The sequence below is a fragment of the Streptomyces sp. HM190 genome (genome assembly GCF_009857135.1).
Classification (GTDB): domain Bacteria; phylum Actinomycetota; class Actinomycetes; order Streptomycetales; family Streptomycetaceae; genus Streptomyces; species Streptomyces heilongjiangensis.
Genome location: NZ_CP047318.1, coordinates 1,044,387 through 1,067,329 on the forward strand (window position 1 = coordinate 1,044,387; position 22,943 = coordinate 1,067,329).

General features: G+C 72.2%; 16 protein-coding genes. 11 read left to right on the plus strand and 5 right to left on the minus strand.

Translation table 11 applies throughout. The features are described 5' to 3' along the window. Positions 1-54: 54 nt before the first annotated feature. From GSY65_RS03925 to GSY65_RS03960, 8 genes are all read left to right on the plus strand, one after another. A complete protein-coding gene (locus GSY65_RS03925; RefSeq protein WP_159765968.1) occupies positions 55-570 on the plus strand; it encodes a PadR family transcriptional regulator in 516 nt (171 codons plus the stop codon). Beyond that, positions 567-1,316 carry an ABC transporter ATP-binding protein gene (locus GSY65_RS03930; RefSeq protein WP_159765969.1) on the plus strand — a complete coding sequence of 250 codons (750 nt, stop codon included), beginning with the start codon at positions 567-569 and terminating at the stop codon, positions 1,314-1,316. The genes GSY65_RS03925 and GSY65_RS03930 overlap by 4 nt, the downstream gene beginning before the upstream one ends. A gap of 3 nt (positions 1,317-1,319) precedes the next feature. Next, positions 1,320-3,614, plus strand: a complete 2,295-nt coding sequence (locus GSY65_RS03935) for an ABC transporter permease (RefSeq protein WP_159765970.1) — start codon at positions 1,320-1,322, stop codon at positions 3,612-3,614. 260 nt (positions 3,615-3,874) lie between these two features. After that, on the plus strand, positions 3,875-4,966 hold the full coding sequence (locus GSY65_RS03940; RefSeq protein ID WP_159765971.1) for a LacI family DNA-binding transcriptional regulator: 1,092 nt from the start codon (positions 3,875-3,877) through the stop codon (positions 4,964-4,966). A gap of 199 nt (positions 4,967-5,165) precedes the next feature. After that, complete coding sequence (locus tag GSY65_RS03945) at positions 5,166-6,557, plus strand: ABC transporter substrate-binding protein (protein ID WP_159765972.1); 1,392 nt, start codon at positions 5,166-5,168, stop codon at positions 6,555-6,557. A 1-nt stretch (position 6,558) separates the two neighbouring features. After that, a complete protein-coding gene (locus GSY65_RS03950) occupies positions 6,559-7,482 on the plus strand; it encodes a carbohydrate ABC transporter permease (RefSeq protein ID WP_159765973.1) in 924 nt (307 codons plus the stop codon). Continuing rightward, positions 7,479-8,408, plus strand: a complete 930-nt coding sequence (locus tag GSY65_RS03955) for a carbohydrate ABC transporter permease (RefSeq protein WP_159765974.1) — start codon at positions 7,479-7,481, stop codon at positions 8,406-8,408. Before GSY65_RS03950 ends, GSY65_RS03955 begins: the two co-directional genes overlap by 4 nt. A gap of 49 nt (positions 8,409-8,457) precedes the next feature. Then, the gene (locus GSY65_RS03960) at positions 8,458-10,593 is read left to right on the plus strand and encodes a beta-galactosidase (RefSeq protein ID WP_159765975.1); all 2,136 of its coding nucleotides are present in this window, start codon (positions 8,458-8,460) and stop codon (positions 10,591-10,593) included. 99 nt (positions 10,594-10,692) lie between these two features. Here the strand turns inward: GSY65_RS03960 and GSY65_RS03965 are convergent, their stop codons facing one another. Continuing rightward, a complete protein-coding gene (locus GSY65_RS03965) occupies positions 10,693-11,172 on the minus strand; it encodes a DUF5709 domain-containing protein (protein WP_159765976.1) in 480 nt (159 codons plus the stop codon). Positions 11,173-11,686: 514 nt separating this feature from the next. Between GSY65_RS03965 and GSY65_RS03970 the strand changes: the two genes are divergently transcribed. Continuing rightward, a complete protein-coding gene (locus tag GSY65_RS03970) occupies positions 11,687-12,805 on the plus strand; it encodes an SGNH/GDSL hydrolase family protein (protein WP_159765977.1) in 1,119 nt (372 codons plus the stop codon). 34 nt (positions 12,806-12,839) lie between these two features. On the opposite strand, the gene GSY65_RS34450 is transcribed toward GSY65_RS03970, so the two are convergent. The 3 genes from GSY65_RS34450 to GSY65_RS03985 form a co-directional block, all read right to left on the minus strand. Beyond that, positions 12,840-13,172 carry a hypothetical protein gene (locus GSY65_RS34450; RefSeq protein WP_159765978.1) on the minus strand — a complete coding sequence of 111 codons (333 nt, stop codon included), beginning with the start codon at positions 13,170-13,172 and terminating at the stop codon, positions 12,840-12,842. A 96-nt stretch (positions 13,173-13,268) separates the two neighbouring features. Next, complete coding sequence (locus GSY65_RS03980; protein WP_159765979.1) at positions 13,269-13,868, minus strand: hypothetical protein; 600 nt, start codon at positions 13,866-13,868, stop codon at positions 13,269-13,271. 134 nt (positions 13,869-14,002) lie between these two features. Beyond that, the gene (locus GSY65_RS03985; RefSeq protein WP_159765980.1) at positions 14,003-14,995 is read right to left on the minus strand and encodes a pectate lyase family protein; all 993 of its coding nucleotides are present in this window, start codon (positions 14,993-14,995) and stop codon (positions 14,003-14,005) included. A gap of 310 nt (positions 14,996-15,305) precedes the next feature. On the opposite strand from GSY65_RS03985, the gene GSY65_RS03990 reads away from it, so the two are divergent. After that, positions 15,306-18,449 carry a glycoside hydrolase gene (locus GSY65_RS03990; RefSeq protein ID WP_159775599.1) on the plus strand — a complete coding sequence of 1,048 codons (3,144 nt, stop codon included), beginning with the start codon at positions 15,306-15,308 and terminating at the stop codon, positions 18,447-18,449. A 107-nt stretch (positions 18,450-18,556) separates the two neighbouring features. Here the strand turns inward: GSY65_RS03990 and GSY65_RS03995 are convergent, their stop codons facing one another. Further along, positions 18,557-20,188, minus strand: a complete 1,632-nt coding sequence (locus tag GSY65_RS03995) for a cellulase family glycosylhydrolase (protein ID WP_159765981.1) — start codon at positions 20,186-20,188, stop codon at positions 18,557-18,559. 672 nt (positions 20,189-20,860) lie between these two features. Here GSY65_RS03995 and GSY65_RS04000 point away from each other — a divergent pair. Next, entirely contained in the window at positions 20,861-22,921 is a 2,061-nt protein-coding gene (locus GSY65_RS04000) for a galactose-binding domain-containing protein (protein WP_201452449.1), read from the plus strand. The last annotated feature ends 22 nt before the right edge of the window (positions 22,922-22,943 follow it).

Here is a 22,943-nt window from a genome sequence, read left to right on the forward strand (position 1 = left end):
TGGGCGATACTAGGGCCTGGAACACAATACGAGGCTGCGAGGAGGACAGCTCGAGTGCGCCTGCCCCTCCTGGCCCTGCTGGCGCGCGGCCCGGCCCACGGCTACGAGCTCAAGCAGGACCTTGAGCAGCTCCTGGGTGCCGCGTACCCTCAGCCGAACATCGGCCAGATCTACGTCACCCTCGGCCGCCTCGAGAAGTCTGGTCTGATCGAGGGCGAGGAGGTCGAGCAGTCGAGCCGGCCCAACAAGAAGATCTACCACCTCACCGCTGCCGGGCAGGAGGCGCTGAGCGCCTGGTACGAGGAGACGTCGGACGAACCCCGGGTGCGCGACGAGTTCTTCATGAAGCTCGCGCTCGCCCCGCGGACCGGCCTCGCCGACCAGATCGCCCTCATCAACCGGCAACGGCGCCACTACCTGAACACCATGCGCACGCTGTCGAAACTCGCCACGGCCGACCACCGGGACAACCGCATCGCCCATCTGCTCATCGAGGGCGCCATGCTGCATCTCCAGGCCGATCTCGACTGGCTGGAGCGCTGCCAGGAGGAACTGGAGAAGCCGGAATGAGCGACGCGCCCACTGCTGTGCTGCGGGCCGAGGGGCTCGTCAAGACCCACCACGGGGAAGGCGCTCCCGCCCACGCCGTGCGCGGGGTGGACCTGTGCGTGCGGCAGGGCGAGTTCGTGGCCGTCACCGGCCCGTCCGGCGCGGGCAAGTCGACGCTGCTGCACCTGCTCGGCGGGCTGCAGCGCCCGGACAGCGGCAGTATCTGGCTGGACGGCGAGCGCACGGACACCTACAGCGAGGCCCGCTGGGCCGTGGAGCGCCGCCGCCGGATCGGCATCGTCTTCCAGTTCTTCAACCTGGTCTCCAACCTGTCGGTCGCGGACAACGTGGAACTCCCCGCGCTGCTGGCCGGGGTCCCCGCCAGGCGGGCCCGCGCCGAGCGGGCGGAGCTGCTGGCCGAGCTGGGGCTGGCCGGCAAGGAGCGCAGCATGCCGGGCGAGCTGTCGGGCGGCGAGCAGCAGCGGGTCGCGCTGGCCCGCGCCCTGGTCAACCGCCCTCCCCTGCTGTTGGCCGACGAGCCCGCGGGCAGCCTGGACAGCAGGGGCACCCGTGAGGTGATGCGGCTGCTGTCCCGTTTCCACCAGCGCGGCCAGACGATCCTGCTCGTCACCCACGACGCCCGGCTGGCGAGCGCCGCGGACCGGGTGATCAGCTTCTTCGACGGCCGCATCGCCGACGACGTCGAGCTGGACGGCGCCCCGTCGCCCGGCGCGGGAGTGCCCGCCGTGCTGGAGCTGAGGGACTGACGGATGCGAGCCATGTTGCGCTGGGCGCACTCGGACCTGCGCACCCACCGGGGCGAGGCGCTGTTCCTGGTGCTGGCCACCGTCGGCATCGTGACGTCCCTGCTGCTGGCGGCGGCGCTGTTCGGGTACGCGACGAACCCGTGGCAGCGGCTGTTCACGCAGTCCCGCGGCGCCCACGTGTGGATCCACACCGCCCCGTCCGCCGACGTGTCCGCGCTGACCGGGCTGACGGGCGTCGAGTCCACCGCCGGTCCCTACCGCACCGCCGACACCACGGTCACCTCCCGCGGCACCCGTGCCTCCGTCGAACTGCGCGGCACCTCCGAGCGGCCCGAGGTGGGCCGGCCGCTCCTCACCGCCGGACGGTGGCTGGATCCCGGCCGGCCCGACGGTGCGGTGCTGGAGAGCAGCCTCGCCCGGACCCTGCTGGCCGGCCCCGGTGACGTGCTGTCCCTGCCCGGCGGCAGCGGGAAGCTGACCGTGCTGGGCGTCGCCGACAGCGCCGAGCCGCGCTACCGCAGGGGTGAGCGACCGGGGCTGGTCTGGGTCCCGCCGGCCGCCCTGCCCGGCACCGCCGCCGGGCACGGCCAGGTCATCGGGCTGCGTCTGACGGACCCCGACGACACCGACTACGCGGTGCAGCGGGCCGTCACCCTGCTGGGCGCGGGTGCCGTCAGCGAGGTCTCCGCCTGGCAGCAGGCGCGGGCCGAGGCGGAGGGCGACAACCGGCTGCTCGGTCTGGTGCTGGGGCTGTTCGGGCTGGGCGCGCTGGTCGCCGCCGGACTGGCCGTGCACGGGGCGATCGGCACCCGTATCCGGGGTCATCTGCGGGACATCTCGATCCTCAAGGCGATCGGCTTCACACCGGGCCAGGTCGTGCGGATCTTCCTGCTCCAGCATCTGGCGTACGCGCTGCTCGGTGCCGTGGCCGCGGCGACGCTCACCCGGGCCGTGGGCCCGCTGCTGCCCGGACGCCTCGGGGACGCGGTCGACCTGTGGCAGGACGTGCCGGGGCACACCGCCGCGCTGGTCGCCGTGCCGGTGGGGGTGGTGCTGTTCATCGGGGCGACGACCGGGCTCGCGGCCTGGCGCGCGGGGCGGGTGCCCCCGGTCCCGGTGCCCCGGGCCGCCGTGCCGGCCGGCGGGCGGCTGTCGGGGGTGGCGCGGCGGGCGCTCGGGTTCGGGCTGCCGCCCGCGCTGGTCCTCGGCTGGCACCGGGCGTTCACCCGCCGCCCGCGGTCCCTGGCCACGGTCGCCCGTCTGGCGCTGCCGCTGACGCTGATCGTGGTGGCGATGAGCGCGTGGACGACGATCGACCGCTTCCACAGCGAGCCGGAGCGGATGGGGCTGGCGGCGGCGCTCACCGTCCGCGCCGGCGACGGCCTCGGCGAGGCGGAGGCCCGGGCGCTGCTGGCGCGCGAGCCGGAGGTCGCCGCGGCCCATCCGGGTGTCGAGGTGGCGGCCCTGGTGGCGGGCCAGACGGCCACGATCGCGTTGCGGGGCCTCGGCACGGAGGCGGAGCCGTACCCGTTCACGCTGGCCGAGGGCCGTGCCGCCCGCGGCCCCGACGAGGCGGTGGCCGGGCAGGGCCTGCTCGACCTGCTGGACGTGGCGGTCGGCGACTGGGTGCGGCTGACCGTGGCCGGCCGGCCGCAGATCCTGCACATCGTGGGCCGCAGCATCGAGCCGGACAACGCGGGCCGGGTCATCTCCACCTCGCTCGACACCCTGCGGGAGAACGACCCCGGGCTCCGGCCGACCCTCTACCAGGTGCGGCTGCGCGACGGGGCGGATCCGCGGCGCGTGGCCGCCGAGCTGACCGCGGCGGCCGGACCGGACCGGCTGGACGTGCACACGGTGACGAACCCCGCCGACGGTCTGTCGCCGCTGCGCGGTGTCGTCGTCGGGCTGCTGGGCGTCCTCGCGCTCATCGGGCTCGTCGAACTGCTGACGGTCATCGGCGGCACGGTCCGCGAGAGTGAACGGGATCTGCTGGCGCTGAAGGCGATCGGGCTGTCGCCGCGGCAGATCACCGGCATCACCGTCACGGCCACCGGGTGCACCGCCCTCGCCGCGACCGCGCTCGCCCTGGCGCTGGGTCTCCCGCTCGCCCACTGGCTGATCGACGCGCAGGGCACCTCCAGCGGCATCGGGGCCGGGATCGCGCGGGCTCCCTCCCCCGTCGTGCTGTCGCTCTTCGCCGCGGCGGCGGTGCTGGGCGCCCTGGCGCTCGCGGTCCTGCCCGCACTCCGCGCCGCCCGCCGCCGCCTCACGGACACGCTGGGCGCGGTGGCGTAGCGCGCGGGCGCGCGCCGCGCGGCGGGGCGCGGACGCGGCACCGGCCGCGGTGCCCGGCACCCACCGGCACCCGGTCCCGCACGTCTCCCCCGCGCCGGACGGGTGCCCGTTCCGCTGCGCCCGCAGGTGACGTATGCGTACCGAACTCTTGACGTCCGCCGTATGACTGCGTAGACATGACAGCGCAGACATGACTACGCAGTCAGGCAGAGTGCGTCTGACATGATGGCGTTCGGTCGTGCGGTCAACCGGGAGGCACCATGACGCGAGGGGCAGGGCGGGGCGGGAGTTCCGCCGCGCCGCGCAGTGTGGACGTCGCCCGGGTGGCCGGGGTCTCGCAGAAGACCGTGTCACGGGTCTTCAACGACGAGCCGTACGTCTCCGCAGAGGTCCGCCGACGCGTCCTCGACGCCGCCGAGCAGCTCGGTTACCGGCGCAACAACGCCGCCCGCGCGCTGGCCTCGGGACGCACCCGCTCGATCGGCGTGGTGACGCTGGGCACGGCCCTGTACGGGCCCGCCTCGCTGCTCATGGGCGTCGAACGGGTGGTCCGGGACACCGGGTACGCGCTCCGCGTGGTCAACACGATGGAGGGCGACCCGGCGGGCGTCGCCGGCGCCGTCGGTTCGCTCCTCGACCAGGGGGTGGACGGCATCGTGATCTCCGAGCCGATCGACGAGATCGACGAGGGGCGCGCGGAGCCGGACGCCTCACCGCGGGTGGACGTGCCGGTGCTCGTCATCGGCGCGCCGTCGCCGGTCACCGCGCCCGCGGTGCTGACGGCGGGCGACTGCGCCGAGGTGATGGCCCGTACGGCGACCGAGCATCTGCTGGCCCTCGGTCACCGGACGGTCCACCATCTGGCCGGACCCCAGCGGTGGTACGCCGCCCGGGACCGGCTGGAGGGCTGGCGGGCGACGCTGGACGACCACGGCAGGGACGTGCCGCCGGTCGTGCACGGCGACTGGTCCGCCCCGTCCGGCTACGCGGCCGGACGGCGTCTGGCCGAGGACCCCGACGTCACGGCGGTGTTCGCCGCCAACGACGACATGGCCATCGGTCTGATCCGGGCGCTGACGGAGGCCGGGCGGCGCGTGCCGGAGGACGTCAGCGTCGTCGGGTTCGACGACATCCCGGTCTCCGCGTACGTGAACCCGCCGCTGACCACCGTGCGCCAGCCGTTCGACGCGGTGGCGCAGGAGGGCCTGAAACGGCTCGTCCACGTCATCGAGCACCCCGAAGCGGACCATCTGCCGCCGAGCGACCCGCCGATCGACCTGATCGTGCGTGCCTCCACCGCCCCTCCGCCGAGCCGGACGACCCCGGCCCGCGAACGGCGTACCACCGCCTGACCCCGCCCCACCCCGCCCCACCCCGTCGAGCGGCCCTCCACCCGGGCCCGCGCCCGCCGCCGCTCCCCGTCCCGCCCCCGGCCGCCGTGTCCGGGGCTCCCCGTCCGGTCCCGGGCCCCTGTGCCCGGGGCTCGCTCCCCCACGTCTCCGCACGCCCAGTCAGGCGTGTCGTCATCCACGTCTCCCGCGGGAGTTCACCATGCCCACGAACCCGTTCCTGTCCGGTACGTCCCGGATGAGCCGCCGGAACTTCCTCGCCGCGACCGGCGCCTTGTCGCTCGGCGCCGCCCTCACCGCGTGCGGTGGCGGCGACTCGGACGGCTCCTCCGCCCCGGCGAAGCCCGTCAGCCAGGCCGACATCGACAAGGCGATGCGGACGCCGACCGAGCTGACGTTGTGGACCTGGGTGCCGAACATCGCCAAGGAGGTCGCCCTCTTCGAGAAGAAGTACCCGGCGGTCAAGGTCAAGGTCGTCAACGCCGGTCAGGGCACCCCGCAGTACACCAAGCTGCGCACCGCGCTGAAGGCCGGCACGGGCGCCCCCGACCTGGTGCAGATCGAGTACCAGGCCATCCCGACGTTCACCATCACCGACAGCCTGCTCGACCTGCGGCCCTACGGCGCCTCCGCCCTCGAGTCGACGTTCGTGGACTGGACCTGGAGCCAGGTCAGCGGCAGCGACGGCGAGATCTGGGCGATACCGCAGGACACCGGCCCGATGGGCATGCTGTACCGCGAGGACGTCTTCGACAAGCACGGCATCGACGTGCCCACCACCTGGGACGAGTTCGCCGAGGCGGCCCGCAGGCTGCACCGGGCCGACCCGGACGTGTACCTCACCAACCTGGCGGCCAACCAGGTCGCCGCCTGGCACGGGCTGCTGTGGCAGGCGGGCGCGAAGCCGTACGCGACCTCCGGCGGCGGCGACATCACCATCCGCGTCGACGACGCCGCGTCGAGGAGGCTCGGCGCGTACTGGGGCGGCCTGGCCAAGGAGGGGGTCATCGGTGTCGAGCCCGACTTCACCGACTCCTGGTACGCGGCCCTCAACAAGGGCACGTACGCCACCTGGCTGACCGCGGCCTGGGGCCCGGTGTTCCTCTCCGGCTCCGCCAAGGCGACCGCCGGCAAGTGGCGGGCGGCGCCGCTGCCGCAGTGGGACGCGGCCAGGCCCAGCTCGGGCAACTGGGGCGGCTCCACGACCGCCGTGATCCGCTCCACCGAGAACCCCGTCGCGGCGGCCGTGTTCGCGCAGTTCCTCAACAGCGACCCGGCGAGCGCGCGGATGTTCGCGACGGAGCAGTTCTTCTTCCCGGCGACCAAGGCGCTCCTCACGGACGCCGAGTTCACCGGCGACGCCCCCGCGTTCTACGGCGGCCAGAAGGTCAACCAGGTCTTCGCCGACATCAGTTCCACGGTCAACTCCTCCTTCCAGTGGCCGCCGTTCCTGGACAAGGCGGCCACGGACTGGACGGAGACGGTCGGCAAGTCCCTCGCGGACAAGGGCGACACGGTCGCCGCCCTCGGCAGCTGGCAGCAGCGGCTGACGGCCTACGCCAAGGGCCAGGGCTTCACGGTCAGGGGGAGCTGAGATGGCCGCCACCACCGCGGCAGCGCCCGAGGCCCCGCGGCGCACGGCGGCGAAGGCCCGCCGGCGCCGTGGGGCGGGGCCCCTGTTCGTCGCCCCGTTCATGGTGCTGTTCCTGCTGCTCTTCCTCGCCCCGCTCGGCTACGCCGCCCATCTGAGCCTGTTCCAGGAACGGCTCGTCGGCGGCACCGCGTTCGTCGGCCTCGACAACTACGTCACCGCCCTGAAGGACCCGCAGTTCCGCGACGGGGTCGCCCGGGTGGCCGTGTTCTTCGTGGTCCAGGTGCCCGTGATGCTGCTGCTGGCGCTGGTGTTCGCCCTCGCGCTGGACAGCGGACTGCTGCGGCTGGCGCGGGTGATCCGGCTCGGCATCTTCGTCCCGTACGCCGTGCCGAGCGTGGTCGCCGCGCTGATGTGGGGGTACCTGTACGGTCCGGACTTCGGCCCGTTCGCCCAGCTGGGCCGGGAACTGGGGCTCGCCGCCCCCGACTTCCTCGGCGAGAGCTGGATGCTCGGCAGTCTGGCGAACATCGTGACCTGGGAGTTCGTCGGCTACAACATGATCATCCTGTACGCCGCCCTGCGGACGATCCCGCAGGAGCTGTACGAGGCGGCCGCGATGGACGGGGCCGGTGCCTGGCGCGTCGCCTGGTCGGTCAAGCTGCCCGCGCTCAGGCCCGCGCTCCTGCTCACCCTGCTGTTCTCGGTCATCGGCAGCTTCCAGCTGTTCAACGAGCCGAAGCTGCTGCAGAGCATCGCCCCGGACGTCATCAGCAGCTCGTACACCGCCAACCTCTACGCCTACTCCCTCGCCTTCACCGGTCAGCAGGTCAACTACGCGGCCACGGTGTCCTTCCTCCTCGGCCTCGTCATCGTGATCGCCTCCTACGCCGTCCTGCTCACCGCGAACCGCAGGAGGACCCCATGACGACCACGACCACCCCGGCCGGGGTCACCCCGAAGACCGCCGCACCGGTGCCCGCGGTCCGCGCGAAGGAACGCCGGGCCCGCCGCAGCACACCGCTGACGATCGCCATGCTGGCCGCCCTGGCCTACTTCCTGCTCCCGCTGTGCTGGCTGCTGATCGCCTCGACGAAGAGCACCCAGGACCTGTTCACCAGCTTCGGCCTGTGGTTCTCCGACGCCCCGCAGCTGCTCGCCAACCTCAGGGAGACCTTCGCCCAGGACGACGGGGTCTTCCTGCGCTGGCTGCTGAACACGGTGGTCTACGCCGCGGTCAGCGCCGTCGGCGCCGCGCTGCTGGCGGCGGCCGGCGGGTACGGCTTCGCCAAGTTCCGCTTCCGCGGCGACCGGGCGGCCTTCAACCTGGTCCTCGGCGCGGTGATGGTCCCGACGACGGCCCTGGCGATCCCCACGTATCTGGTGTTCGCGCAGGCCGGACTGGTCAACACCCCCTGGGCGGTCATCCTGCCGTCGCTGGTCAACCCGTTCGGCCTCTACCTCATGCGGATCTACGCCGAGGACGCCGTGCCCGACAGCCTCCTGGAGGCGGCCCGGCTCGACGGCGCGGGCGAGGCGCGGATCTTCTTCCGGATCGCCCTCAGACTGCTGGCCCCCGGTCTGGTCACCGTCCTGCTGTTCACGCTGGTCGCGACGTGGAACAACTACTTCCTGCCGCTGATCATGCTGAACGACCCGGATCTGTACCCCGTCACCGTCGGCCTCGCCTCCTGGGCGGCACGGGCGCAGAACGGCGGCGCGGGCGCCAGCAGCGACATGCTCGCGCTGGTGGTGACCGGTTCGCTGATCTCGATCGTCCCGCTCGTCGTGGCCTTCCTGATGCTCCAGCGGTACTGGCAGAGCGGCCTCGCCTCCGGCGGCGTCAAGCAGTAGCGCACCCCGTCCCCCGTACCACTCCCCCCTTTCCCGGAGGTTCCCCTTCATGGCGGCTCTGCCTGACCGCGTCCTGTTCGGCGCCGCGTACTACCACGAGTACCGGCCTCCCTACGGCACCGAACGGCCCGACGATCGCCTCACGACCGACCTGGACCTGATGGCGGACGCGCGCGTGTCCGTCATCCGGGTCGGCGAGTCGGTGTGGTCGACCTGGGAGCCGGAGAACGGCCGCTTCGACCTCGACTGGCTCCGGCCCGTGCTCGACGGCGCCCACGAGCGCGGCATCTCGGTGGTCCTCGGCACCCCCACGTACGCCGTGCCGCCGTGGCTGGCCCGCCAGTACCCGGAGCTCACCGGTGAGCGGCGCACCGGGGAGCGGATCGGCTGGGGCGCCCGCCAGGAGGTCGACTTCACGCACCCCGGGTTCCGCTTCCACGCCGAACGGGTCATCCGCAAGGTCGTCGGCCGGTACGCCGGCCACCCGGCCGTCATCGGCTTCCAGGTCGACAACGAGCCCGGACTGCACCTCCTCCACAACCGGGGTGTCTTCCAGCGGTTCGTGGACCACCTGCGCGAGAAGTACGGCGACGTGGAGACCCTCAACCGGGAGTGGGGCCTGGTCTACTGGTCGCACCGGCTGTCGACATGGGCCGACCTGTGGACGCCCGATGGCAACGCGCAGCCGCAGTACGACGTGGCGTGGCGGGAGTTCCAGGCCCGCCAGGTCACCGAGTTCATCGGCTGGCAGGCTGACATCGTCCGCGAGTACGCCCGGCCCGAGCAGTTCGTCACCACCTGTGTCTCCTACACCCGGCAGGCGGTCGAGGACGACGAGCTGACCGACCGTCTCGACATCGCCTCGGGCAACCCGTACTACGACATGCAGGACGGGCTGCTGCTGCCCGACCCCACCCCGGACGACCACGAGCAGCGGTGGAAGACCACCGGGGTGTGGGCGCTGTACCAGACCGCCGACTGGATGTTCTCCTCCCGCCAGGAGCCGTTCCTGGTCACCGAGACCGACGCGGGCTCCGTCGGCTTCCCCTGGGACAACCGGCCCGGCTACGACGGCCAGTGGCGGCAGGCGGCCTGGGCGCTCGTCGGACGCGGTGCCCGCATGATCGAGTACTGGCACTGGAACACCCTGCACTTCGGCGCGGAGACCTACTGGGGCGGGGTCCTGCCCCACACCGGCAGGCCCGGCCGGACGTACGCCGAACTCGCCCGGCTCGGCGCCGAGTTCGAGACGGCGGGCGCACTCGTCGCCGGGCTGGAACCGGACGCCGACCTCACGATGGTCTACTCGACGCCGAGCAAGTGGCTGATGCAGAAGTACCCGCCGCTGGCCACGCCGGACGGCGAGCCCGACCCGACCGCCTACCACCGGGTGTTCGACTCCTTCTACCGGGGCGCCTTCGACGCCGGGCGGCAGGTGCGGATCGTCCACGCCCGGCAGTTGCACGACCCGCTCGGGGAGCGCGCGGGCCTCACCCCCGAAAAGGCCGTCCGCCGCCACCCGGTCCTGGTGGTGCCCGCGCTGTACCTGGCCGCCGACTCCACCCTCGACTGGCTGGCCGGGTACGCCGAGGCGGGCGGCCATCTGGTCCTAGGTCCGCGCACCGGGTACGCCGACCACGAGGCACGGGCCCGGCAGGAGGCTGCCCCCGGCCGGCTCACGACCGCCGCGGGCGTCTCGTACGACGAGTTCAGCAACCTGGTGCGGGCGGTCCCCGTGCGGTCGGCGCCGGACGGTCCGCTCGCCGTGCCGCAGGGGGCCACGGCGACCCGGTGGGTGGAGGGGCTGACCGTCGCCGACGCCGATCCGCTGGTCACGTACGAGCACCCGCACTTCGGGCGCTGGCCCGCCGTCACCACCCGCCGCCACGGCGCCGGTCACGTCACCTGCGTGGGGACGGTGCCCGGCCGCGGGCTGGCCCGTGCGCTCGCCGCGTGGCTGACGCCGACCGCGCGCCACGGGTGGCGGGACCTCCCGGCGTCCGTCACCGCGACGACCGGCACAGCGCCCGACGGCCGCCGGGTGCACATCGTCCACAACTGGAGCTGGGAACCGGCGCGCGTCGACGCGCCGGCCGACCTGACCGACGTCCTGGACGGCAGCCCGCTCCCGGCGGGCGCGCCGCTCGACCTGGGCCCCTGGGACGTCCGCGTGTTCGTCTCCTGACCGGGGCGTCCGCACAAGCACCGCTCACCCCACGGACCTCCACCGGGGGCGGCGTGCGGGGGCCCGCGGGACGGGGAGCTGGTCGAGTAGGCCTCGGCCTCAGTCCTGCGGGCCCGGAAGGCGGTCGTCGGGCACGATGTGCACGGCGGCCTCCTCCGCGCCCGCCGCTCCGCCGTCGATGCCCTCGTCCTCGGCGACCAGTTCCTTCGTGGTGTCGGGGTGCGCGCCCTCGTCCGGTGCGACGAGACGGCCTGCACGCTCCGCGCCGGCCTCCGGGTCGACGGGTTCGCCCGCCCCGCCCGGCAGGTCGCCGACCCCGTCACCGGGCGGGACGGTCACGTCGGGGACCTCCTGGCGCAGCCGTTCGTCGAGGGACTCGCCCTCGTGCTGCTCGGCGGCCGTCGTACCGGTCCGGGTGACGCCGAGCGGCCTCTCGGGCGGGGAGTAGCCCTCGTCCAGCATGTCGTCGTAGGTGCGCTCGTCGACCGCGTCCTGGAGGTCCAGCGGGGCGGCGTCCGCCTGCTCCTCGTTGCCGCCGGTGGGCTGGTGGACGTCGTCCGCCGGGTTCTCTTCGCTCATGGTCGCCTCCCGCTGTGGACTGGTTGCTGTCCCTGTGCGGAGTACCGAGGAGCGGCGGTGTGACACCCGTGAAGGCTGTGTCACCGGAGACGCCGGGGAGACCCGGTCCTTGCCCCCCTCCCCCCTTTCGCCCCCGTCCCGCGGTGCTTCCTGGCGGGGCTGCCCGATGGCGACGCACTGGTACCGCGGGGCGGCGGCGCCCGCGCCACCGGCCACCCGTGCACGTGCGGCTGTGCGTCGACCACGCGGCGGGCTGACACCGGGCACACGGCCAACGGCCTCGCCGTGGACACCGCCGGCCGCGCCGCGGACACGAGGTCAGCGGACACGAGGTCAGCGGACACGAGGGGGCAGACCGGCGGGCGGTCCGCGCGTGACGGATGTCGACCCGAGGGGTTGACGTGGTCGTGCGGTGCGGTCACCTTCGAAAGCGCATGACCTGGGAGCGCTCCCACCAAAGCGCTCCCGCATTCCGCGCCCGTCCGTCCGCGTGTCGAAGGGATGTCACATGCACATGTCTCGCCCCTTGCCCCCACCGTCACAGCTCTCCCGCAGGACCCTGGTCACGGCCGCCGCCGCGGGCCTCGTCACCGCCGCCGTCCCCTCCCCCGCGCGGGCGGCCCCCGACGCGCGGGCCGTGTTCCACACCGTGGGCCGGGTCAAGGAGGCCGCCGACGGGATGGTGCAGTACACCTGGCCCGGCGTGTACTTCGAGGCGCGGTTCCGGGGCACGGGCATCGGGATCGTCCTCGACGACTCGAACAACGACTACGACGTCCGGATCGACGGGACGACCGCCGCCACCCTGCTCGCCCCCGGCCGCACCGTGTCCTGGCTCCGCGGCCTGTCCGACACCGAGCACACGGTACGGCTGGTCAAGCGCACGGAGAGCCCGTGGGCGGTGGGACGGTTCGGCGGGTTCACGGCGGCCCCCGGCGGGGCGATCCTCGGCGCGCCCCGGGCGCGGACCCGGCAGATCGAGTTCATCGGCGACTCGTACACCGCCGGGTACGGCAATGTCTCGCAGACCCGGGACTGCTCGGGCAACGGCGGTGTCAACCGGAACAGCAACGCCGATCTCGCCTTCGGCGCGCTGATCGCGCGCAGGCTCGACGCGGACCACCAGCTCAACGCGATCTCCGGTCGCGGCATGGTCCGCAACTACAACGGCGGCGACCCCGGCGTCAGCTACCGCACGTTCTACGAGCGGGCTCTGCTGAACGTGGACGGCGACGTGTGGCGCAAGCCCGAGAGCTGGCGCCCCCAGGTAGTCGTGATCGGTCTCGGCATCAACGACTTCTCCACCCCCTTGCGTCCCGGTGAGCGCTGGGCCACCCAGGAGGCGCTGGTCGCCGACTACGAGAGCGCGTACCACGGGTTCCTCGACCGGCTGCGGGCACGCTACGGCCCCAGCACGTTCCTGGTGGTCTCCGCCACCCGGCCGTTCGCCGACGCGACGACGCGGATCGTCCGGGAGCGCAACCGGCGGGGCGACGACCGGGTGCGGCACTTCTTCTTCGGCGACGCGTCCCTGGATCTCCTCGGCTGCGACTGGCATCCCTCGCTCGGCGACCACCGGACCCTCGCGAACCTGCTCACCGACTTCCTCGGGGGCCTGCCGCTGCGCTGGTAGCGGGCGGGCGGCCGGGCCTTTTCGCGGCCGGGGTTCAGGCCGGCAGGGCCTGCCCCGGCCGCAGTGCGTCGAGGAGACCGGCGTGGTGGCGTCCGGCCACGGGTGGGGGGAGGTCGGGGTGGCGCAGCAGCGCGGCCGCCCGGCGGTCCTGGACGTCAGGACCGGGCAGCCCGCGGAAGGCGACGGGGGAACCGAAGGTGTGGTGGGTGCCGGCGGCGGCCACCACGGCACCGGCCAGGACGGGGGCGGTGAGCGGGCAGGCCACCCAGCCCCGGCCCCCGGCCGACAAACCGCACGCGCCGGGCACGGGTGTCGTGGACCGGCTGCGCGACGCGCTGACCGGCCGGGGCAGGGAGTCCCTGAGCACCGGACGGCGACTCCACTCCGGCTCGGGGGTCCGGGGCGGACATCCGCCCCGGACCCCCGGGTCATCGGGCACCGGCTCCCGGAGCGTCCGCGCGGATCACAGTCCGTCGCGCACCATGGCGGCGACGATCCGGACGTGCCGGTCGGCCGCCGTGCCGGAGAACTCGTTGTCGTAGTTCAGCCCGTAGGGCCAGAAGTGGCCGCCGCCCGTGGAGATCCGCGCGCTCGCCCCGTCGAACTGCCGTACCAGCGCCGTGGCCTGGCCGCCGGTCCAGGTCCCGCCGCCGCCCAGCCGCGACCAGCCCGAGCTGGTGCCGACGCCGATGGTGTGGGCGATCTCGTGCAGGGCGGTCCGCTCGTTCATGTAGGCGCGGTTGCCGAAGCGAATGGTGCCGTTGATGTTGCCGTCGGCGGTGGGCACACCGGGGTCGTAGCGGACGGTGATGTTCTTGCCGAGGTCGCTGAGGTTGTTGTAGCGGGCCACGGCGGCGTTCATGGCCGAGGTGATCAGGTCGTACGCCGTCCGCTGGTCCTGCGTCGGGTTGCTCGCCCGTTGCAGGCTCCAGGTGATGGTCGCCGCGGCGGCCCGTTCCCGCGCGGCGGGCACGGGCTGCGGCGCGGCCTCGGCGGCGCCGGTGCCCGCCAGCAGCACCGCGGCCAGCGCACCGACGACCGCCTTCCTGCGGAGTGCGTTCATGAGGGGTCCTCCTGTGGGGGGAGCCGTCGCCGGGTGCGGGCGACGGTGGAGCGAGGGACGCGGGCCCGGATGCCCGGGAGGTGCGGGCGGACTCGCGGCCGGTCGTCACCGGCCCCGCGGCCGCCCGCGCTTGCCTACGGCGCCGGGACGGCGGCCCCGATCTTCCCGACGCCGGCCCCGGCCCGCACGAGGGCGGGCACGTCGGCGGCGGGGTCCAGGGTGTACGCGTAGTACGTACGCGGCTCGATCACGGTGCCGTTGGTCTCGCAGGCGCCGGACCCGTTGAAGACGTTGTTCCGCTGCACCAGGCGGCCCGGTCCGGAGGCGTCGTAGCCACTGGCGGAGTAGCAGGGGTGCGGGGCGTTCTCGAAGTGGTTGCCCTCGACGACGACGCCGGCGTTCATCGTGGACGCGATGCCGTAGAGGGCGTTGTCCTTGTAGTAGTTGTTGTAGACGTGCACGGGCTCGCCGAAGCGGACGCGCGGGTGGCGCTGACGGGAGCCGTCGAAGAAGTTGTGGTGGATGCTGGTCTTCAACTTCCCGGTGTCCTGGCTGCCGTTGCCGTCGGAGTGACCGATCAGCATGCTCTTGTCGGTCCTGTCGAACCAGTTCCAGGAGACGGTGACGTACTCGGCGCCGCGCGCGATGTCGACCGCTCCGTCCACCACTCCGGCGAACTCGTTGTGGTCGATCCAGATGTGGTGGGAGTCGCGGCCGATGCTCACGGCGTCGTCCTCGGCATTGGTGAACCTGATGTTGCGTACGACGACGTTGTGCGAGCGGTGGAACTCCAGCCCGCCACCGTTGACGACGGCCGACGAGCCCACGCCGATGATGGTCTTGTCCGGGCGTACGCCCTGCTTGCTGGTGATGTCGATCGTTCCCTGGACCCGGATCACCAACGGGCCCGCGGTGTCGAGGTACGCGAGGAACTGCGCGGCGGTGGTGGCGGTCACGGTGGGACCGCCGGCCCCTCCGGTGGTGCCGTTCTGGCCGAGCGCGTCGACCGCGGCGAAGCCGGTGGGCGACGTCTCCACGAGCGGTGCCGCGTCCGCCTCCACCGGCGCGGCGGAGGCGAGCAGCAGGGCGAGCGCGAGAGCGGGAACAGCGCGTGACGGCGACCTCATGCGGTCCCTCCCGGGGTGGGTGAGGCCTGACAGGGGGGAAAGCGCTTTCCAAGTTTCACGCATGCTAATGACGTGTTCTGGGCATGTCAACAAATCCGACGACCGGCGGATCGCACGACCACCAACCGGGATGCAGCCCGGAACGCGACCGGCAGCGTGACCCGAGAAGTCGCCCTTCATCTTGACGTGTTCATATCCGTCATCAAGCATGCCCAGAGCGCGATTCCTTCTGATCGGTTCTGTTCAGCTCTGTGTTGTGGAAGGGAGTGCCGTGTCCCAACGGCATCACATCGTCCGGGCCTTGGCGCCCGTGGTTCCCCTGGTGCTGGGCGCGGGGCTGATGGCCGCGCCCCCGGCGGTCGCGGACGCACCGGCTCCGGCGGCGCGGAGCGGAGTCACGGTACGGGTCGATCCCTCGTACCGGCAGCAGGAGTTCGAGGGCTGGGGTACGAGCCTCGTCTGGTTCGCCAACGCGACGGGCCGCTATCCGGAACCCATCCGAAGACGACTCGTGGACATGCTGTTCGACGACGACGGACTCGCCCTCAACATCGCGCGCTACAACATCGGTGGCGGCAACGCGCCGGACGTCCGCAAGGACTACATGAAGACGGGCGCGACCATGGAGGGCTTCTGGAAGGCCCCCGAGGGCACCACCCGGCAGGACATGGAGTGGTGGGACCCGGACGACCCCGACCACTGGAACTGGGACGCCGACGCCGGCCAGCGCTGGTGGGTGGACCAGGTCAAGGACAAGGTCACCAAGTGGGAGGCGTTCAGCAACTCGCCTCCCTGGTTCCAGACCGTCAGCGGCTACGTCTCCGGCGGCTTCGACGCGAACACGGACCAGATCCGGGCGGACCGCGTCGACGAGTTCGCCACCTATCTCGTGCGCGTCACCGAGGAACTGGAGAAGGCGCACGGCATCGACTTCGACACGATCGCCCCGCTCAACGAGCCCAACACCAACTACTGGGGCACCCAGATCGGCGCGAACGGCCAGCCCACCGGGGGCCGTCAGGAGGGCGCGCACGCGGGCCCGGCGCTCCAGCAGAAAGTGGTCCGCGCCCTCGACAAGGCGCTCGACGGGGCGAGGACGGACGCCCGGATCTCGGCGATGGACGAGACCAACCCCACGATCTTCACCCAGAACTGGAACGCCTACGACGCCTCCGCGCGGGCCGCCGTCCCCCAGCTGAACGTGCACACCTACGGCACCGGCATGCGCACCAGCGCCCGCGACCTCGCCAAGGGCGCCGACAAGAAGCTCTGGATGAGCGAGGTCGAGGGCACCTGGGGCACGGGCACCGACTTCACGGGCATGGAGCCGGGGCTCGGCATCGCCACGCGCATGGTGGACGACATCCGGGAACTGGAGCCGTCCGCCTGGGTGTTCTGGCAGCCGATCGAGGACTCGATCCCCCAGGCCGCGGCCGGCAAGAACTGGGGCAGCATCCATGTGCCGTTCAACTGCACGGCCACGGACACCCTGGAGACCTGCCCGATCCGGGCCAACTCCAAGTTCCACACCATCCGCAATTTCACCCACCACATCCGCCCGGGCGACCGCTTCGTGAAGGTCGACGACCCCTCCAGCGTCGCCGCCGTCAAGAAGTCCGGCCGCGCGGCCTCCGTGGTCCACGTCAACAGCGGGACGACCGGGCGCTCCGTCACCCTCGATCTCTCGCGCTTCGGGCAGGTCTCCCCTCGCGCCACCGTCACCCCCGTCGTGACGAGCGCCGACGGGGCTCTCGTCGAGGGCACGCCGGTCCGGGTGAAGGACCGTGCCGCCACCCTCGACGTGCCGGCCAAGTCGGTCACCACCTTCCTGGTCGACGGCGTCAGCGGCGTCGCGCAGGACGCCGCCCTCGTCCAGCCCGGCCACGTGTACCGGCTCCAGGGCGCCCAGAGCGGCAAGTCGCTGACCCCGTCGCAGGACGGCCCCGGCGTCTTCATCCGCACGACCGACGCCGCGAGCGCCCGGCAGCTGTGGTCCGTCGAGAAGCTGACCCCCGGCCGCGACAACCGCGAGCGCTACGCCCTCACCGACACCGGCAGCGGCAGGCGGCTCGCCGTCCGTGACAACCAGGCCGTTCTGGAGGAGTCGGTCGCCGGGGAGGTCCCCGCGGCCGCCCAGTGGATCATGTCGACCACGGGCGACGGCAGTTGGACCTTCGTGAACGCCGCCACCGGCCGCCTCCTCGACGTCACGGGGCAGTCCTCGGCGGACGGGGCCAAGGTGTCGACGTACACCCCGACCTCGGCCCCCAACCAGCGCTGGGCGGTGACCGACGAGACCGTGCTGCGCACCGAACGGGCCGAGGCGTTCACCGTCCCCGGGATGCGGCCGAAACTGCCGGAGACGGTGACCCCGGTGTTCCGGGACGGCGCCCGCGGCAGCCTGCCCGTCGAGTGGGAGCTGCCGTCGGACCGGAAGTGGCGCAAGCCAGGGACGGTAGGTGTGACGGGAGAGGCGACCGACGCCCTCGGCCGCAAGCTCCCCGCGAAGGCCCTCGTCACCGTCGACACGATCGCCTCGACCCTGCCCGCCCGCGCCAAGACGTACGTGGGCGGCGCACCGGAGCTGCCGGCGACGGTCGTCGGCGTCGGCCGGCACGGCGGCCGGACCGCCCTCCCGGTGAGCTGGGACGCGGCACTCGAGGGGGCCTTCGACGAGGCGGGGGTCGTGACCCTGCCGGGCAGCGCGGAGGTCGTCGGCGGGGGCACGGTCGAGGCGACGGTACGGGTCCAGGTCACCGAGGCGACGCAGGGCAACATCGCGACCGACCCGGACGTCTGGGTGGGCGCCACCTTCACCGAGAGCGGCTACTCCGCCGAGCGGCTGCGCAACGGCACCACCGCCGAGAAGGCCTGGTCCAACTGGAGGCCGGGCACGAAGAATCCGTCCGACACCATCACCTTCGGTCTCCCGACGGCCCGTGATCTCACCCGGATCGTCGCCCACTTCCACCGGGACGGGACCAACGTCTCCTTCCCGGAGAGCCTGAAGGTGCAGGTCCAGGCCACCGAGAACGGTCCCTGGACGGACGCGGGCGGCTCCGTCGCGGTCGGCGCGGAGGGCACCCCGGTGATCGACGTCCCGCTCGCCACGGGCCCGGTGACCGGTGTGCGCGTGGTGATGACCGCGCGCCCGGGCGGCTACATCACCATGGGCGAGATCGAGGTGTACGCCAAGGCCGCCGGTGTCTCCTCGGACGCGGCCGCCACCGCCGTCGAGGTCGCCGGCCGGCCGATCGGGTCCTTCGACCCCGACACCACCACCTACCGGGTGGCGACCGACGACCCGGCCCGGGCGCAGGTCACGGCGACGGCGCGCGACCCGTACGCGACCGTCACCGTGGCCCGGGTCGGCCGGACCACTGCCCTCGTCACGGTCACCAGTGAGGACGGCTCACGGACCCGGACGTACCGGATCACGCTCGTACGACGCTGAGGTGACCGGCGGGGGCCGCGAGCAGGCCCCCGCCGGTCACCTCGCGAGGAACGGTCACCTCGCGAGGAACGGGCGCCTCGCGGGAGACGGTCACCTCGCATGGCCGGTCAACTGCTCTCGCAACCCGCCCCGTTGAGCGTGAAAGCCGTCGGCGCGGTGTTGGTGGTGCCCTTGGTCCCGATGAACCCGACCGTCACGGACCCCGCGGCCGGGATGGTGGACGTGTAGGAGGCGGGCTTCACGCTCACCGAACCTCCGCTCTGAGTGGCGGTCCCGCCCCACATGTTGGCGACCGTCTGGCCGTCGGCAAAGGTGAAGGCCAGGGTCCAGGCGCTGACGGCGGTGGTGCCGGTGTTGCGGATGACGATCTCGCCCTGGAAGCCACCCTGCCACTCGTTGGTGGCCCGGTAGGTCACGGAGCAGTTCCCCGCGGGCGTGCCGCCGCCCTCGTCCGTCGTGACGCTCACGGTCGCCGAGCGGGCCGATCGGTTCCCGGCGGCGTCACGGGCATAGACGGCGAAGGTGTACGCCGTGTCGGCGGTGAGGCCGGTCAGGGTGACGGAGTTGGTGGTCGAGGCCGCGACCTTGGTCTCCGTGGAGCCGCTGACCCGGACGACGTCGTAGCCGGTGACACCGACGTTGTCGGTGGCGGCCGTCCAGGAGAGCGTGGCCGAGGCAGCCGTCACCGCCGAGGCGGCCGGGGTACCGGGGGTGCTCGGCGCCTGGGTGTCGCCCGGGGTGCCGCCAGCGAAGACGGTGGCCTCCTCGGCCGTCTGCGCGATGCCGTTGGCGCCGTTGAAGATGCGCTGGCCCCAGGCGCTGAGCCGCGTCGGGTCGAAGTCGATCGACAGGTCGAGGACCGGATCGGTGTTGCCGCTCCAGGACCAGGCCAGGTAACCGAGGTCGAGCTGCTCGGCGGCGGCCATCATGGTGTCCTCGTCGGGATCGCCCCACTGGTCGGCGGGCCCGCCGAACTCGCCGATGAGGAGGGGCAGTCCGGCGTTCACGAAGGCGCCGAGGTAGTCGGTGATCTCGGCGGCCGTGTCGAAGACGCTGTACATGTGGATCGAGAACATCAGGTTGCCGGTGGTGTCGGCGTCGTACACGGACTGGGCGTTGGCGCGCATGACGCCCTGCCAGTCCTGGCCCCAGTTCGGCGCGTCCACCATGATCGTGTGCTCGAAGCCGGCGGCCCGCAGCTTCTGCACGGCCGCCTTGGTGGGGGCGGTCCAGCCCGCGGGGTCGGTGTTGCCCCAGGGCTCGTTGCCGATGTTGACGATGACGTAGTCCTCCTCCCCGACGAGGACGTCCTTGAGGCCGATCCAGTAGTCGGCGGCGTGGTCGAGCGTGCCGGCGGCGGCCTCCTCTCCGTATCCCGTGGTGTCGTGCACCTCCAGGACACAGATGAGCCGGTTGGCCCTGCACTGGGCGACGACGTTCGCCACGTCGGCGGGACTGTTCTCGGCCCAGCGATGCCCGTCGGAGAGGACGACGCGGACGGTGTTGGCGCCGAGCGCCTTGATGTCGGCCAACGACTGTGTCTCGCCCGGGTACCAGGTGTGGGCGTGGTTGACGCCGCGCATCACGAAATCGTTTCCGTTGGCCTCCAGCAGCCGGCCGTCGCTGATGTGCAGGCCGGTGGCCCGGACGCCGGGGGCCGACTGGGCCAGGGCGACGGCCGGGGCGAGGACGCCGAGGAGGGTGAGCACGACCAGGCTCGCAAGACCGGTCAGGAGCATGCTCAGAGGATTGCTTCGCTGCGGGGAGATTCCCCGTGGGCCTGTTCTCTGCGTGCTTCGTCCAGTTCTCACTGCGACTCCAAGTGGGGGTGGGCGCCGAGAATGTCAGGCATCGAAAGATGTGGGGGTGCCATGACCCAGAAGTGCGTGGGAGCGCTCCCATGAACCCATCTCGCCCGGTACACGTCAACCCTTCACGCAAGGAAGGTCAGCCCGTCCCCACGGCTCCGGCTCGGGAACCCGGAGCGCGAGGGAGGTTGAGCCACCGCGCCCGGACCCGCCGTCGACCCCCGACATCACGGTGGCCGCGCCCGCCGCGGCCCCGGCGGGCGACGCACGACCCCGACCGGAGCTCCGAGAACGCTCTCGTGATCCGGCGGACCGTACGCGCGCTTTCGGGCGCGTGACCCCCAGCCGGTGCAGGCGGAGGCCGCGACAAACCGGGGCAACTTCCGTCCATTCAGTAGATTTTGACGAACCGTCACTCCGTTGTGGCGTCGATGACGCCATCAGGTCAACCGTCCCGGACTATTGACTCGGATCACCCGAGTAGAGATTCTCGTCACATCGCTTGTGCCAGCCATGACAAACGGGCCCATGGCGTCGTGGTGTGCGCGCGTCCCGCAGGGTCTGGCCGATCGACCGCGCTTCCCTCGACCAAGGACGTGAACGATGACCTGGACCCGACGCGCCCACCCCAGACGCAGACCCTTGGTGGTACTGACGCTGTTCCTGACCGCGATGGGCATGCTGCTCAGCCCGTCGGCCAGCTCAGCGGCCACCGGCGGCTGGTGGGTGCCCACCTCACGGCCGACGCCCGACTCCGAGATCAACGTGACGGGCGAGCCGTTCAAGGGCACCAACGCGGCCGGTGAGGTGCGCGGGTTCGTGGACGCGCACAACCACCTGTTCTCCAACGAGGCGTTCGGCGGCCGGCTCATCTGCGGCAAGGTCTTCTCCGCGTCCGGGATCGCCGACGCGCTGAAGGACTGTCCCGAGCACTACCCGGACGGGACGCTCGCGATCTTCGACTACATCACCCACGGCGGCGACGGCAAGCACGACCCGGTCGGCTACCCGACGTTCAAGGACTGGCCGGCCTACGACTCGATGACCCACCAGGCCAACTACTACGCCTGGGTCGAGCGCGCCTGGCGCGGCGGTCAGCGCGTCCTCGTCAACGACCTGGTCACCAACGGCATGATCTGCTCGGTCTACCCGTTCAAGGCCCGCAGCTGCGACGAGATGACCTCGATCCGGCTCCAGGCGAAGCTGACGTACGACCTCCAGGCGTACATCGACGCGCAGTACGGCGGCACCGGCAAGGGCTGGTTCCGGATCGTCACCGACAGCGCGCAGGCCCGTGAGGTCGTCGCGCAGGGCAAGCTGGCGGTCGTGCTGGGCGTCGAGACGTCCGAGCCGTTCGGGTGCAAGCAGATCCTCGACATCGCGCAGTGCAGCAAGTCGGACATCGACAAGGGCCTCGACGAGCTGTACGACCTGGGTGTGCGCAGCATGTTCCTGTGCCACAAGTTCGACAACGCGCTGTGCGGCGTCCGCTTCGACGAGCACGGCCTCGGCACGGCCATCAACGTCGGCCAGTTCCTGTCGACCGGAACGTTCTGGCAGACCGAGAAGTGCAAGGGCCCGCAGAAGGACAACCCGATCGGCGACGCCGCGTCGAAGGCCGAGGCGGACCTGCCGGCGGGCACCGAGGTCCCGGAGTACGACGAGAACGCTCAGTGCAACGTGCGGGGCCTGACCGACCTCGGCGAGTACGCCCTGCGCGGCCTGATGAAGCGCAAGATGATGGTCGAGATCGACCACATGAGCGTCAAGGCCACCGGCCGCGTCCTCGACATCCTCGAGGCCGAGTCGTACCCGGGAGTGCTGTCCTCGCACAGCTGGATGGACCTGAACTGGACCGAGCGGGTCTACTCCCTCGGCGGTTTCGTCGCCCAGTACATGCACGGCTCGAAGGAGTTCAGCGAGGAGGCCGCGCGCACGGACGCCCTGCGGGCCAAGTACGACGTGGGCTACGGCTTCGGCACCGACTTCAACGGCATCGGCGACCACCCCGCCCCGCGCGGCGCGAACACCTCGAACCCCGTGGCCTACCCCTTCAAGAGCGCCGACGGCGGCTCGACCATCGACCGGCAGACGACCGGGCAGCGCACCTTCGACTTCAACACCGACGGCGCCGCCCACGTCGGCATGGTCCCCGACTGGATCGAGGACATCCGGCTCGTCGGCGGCCAGGGCGTCGTGGACGACCTGTTCCGGGGCGCCGAGTCCTACCTCGGCACCTGGGGCGCGTCCGAGTCGCACAAGGCGGGCGTGAACCTCGCCAAGGGCGCCACGGCCACGGCGAGCGCGTCCGAGTCGAACCCGTTCACCAGCTACCAGCCCGGCCGGGCCGTGGACGGTGACCGCGGCACCCGCTGGGCGAGCGACTGGAGCGACGACCAGTGGTGGAAGGTGGACCTCGGCTCCACCCACACCGTCAAGCGGGTCACCCTCGACTGGGAGCGAGCGTACGGCAGGTCGTACCGGATCGACGTCTCCACCGACGGCTCGACCTGGAAGACCTTGTGGTCCACGACCTCGGGTGACGGCGGCCTCGACACGGCCGGGTTCTCCGCGGTGCCCGCGCGCTATGTTCGGATGCAGGGGGTCGACCGCGGGACCGACTGGGGCTACTCCCTCCACGAGGTCGGCGTCTACGGCGGCTGACCGCACGCACGGGGGAAAGGGA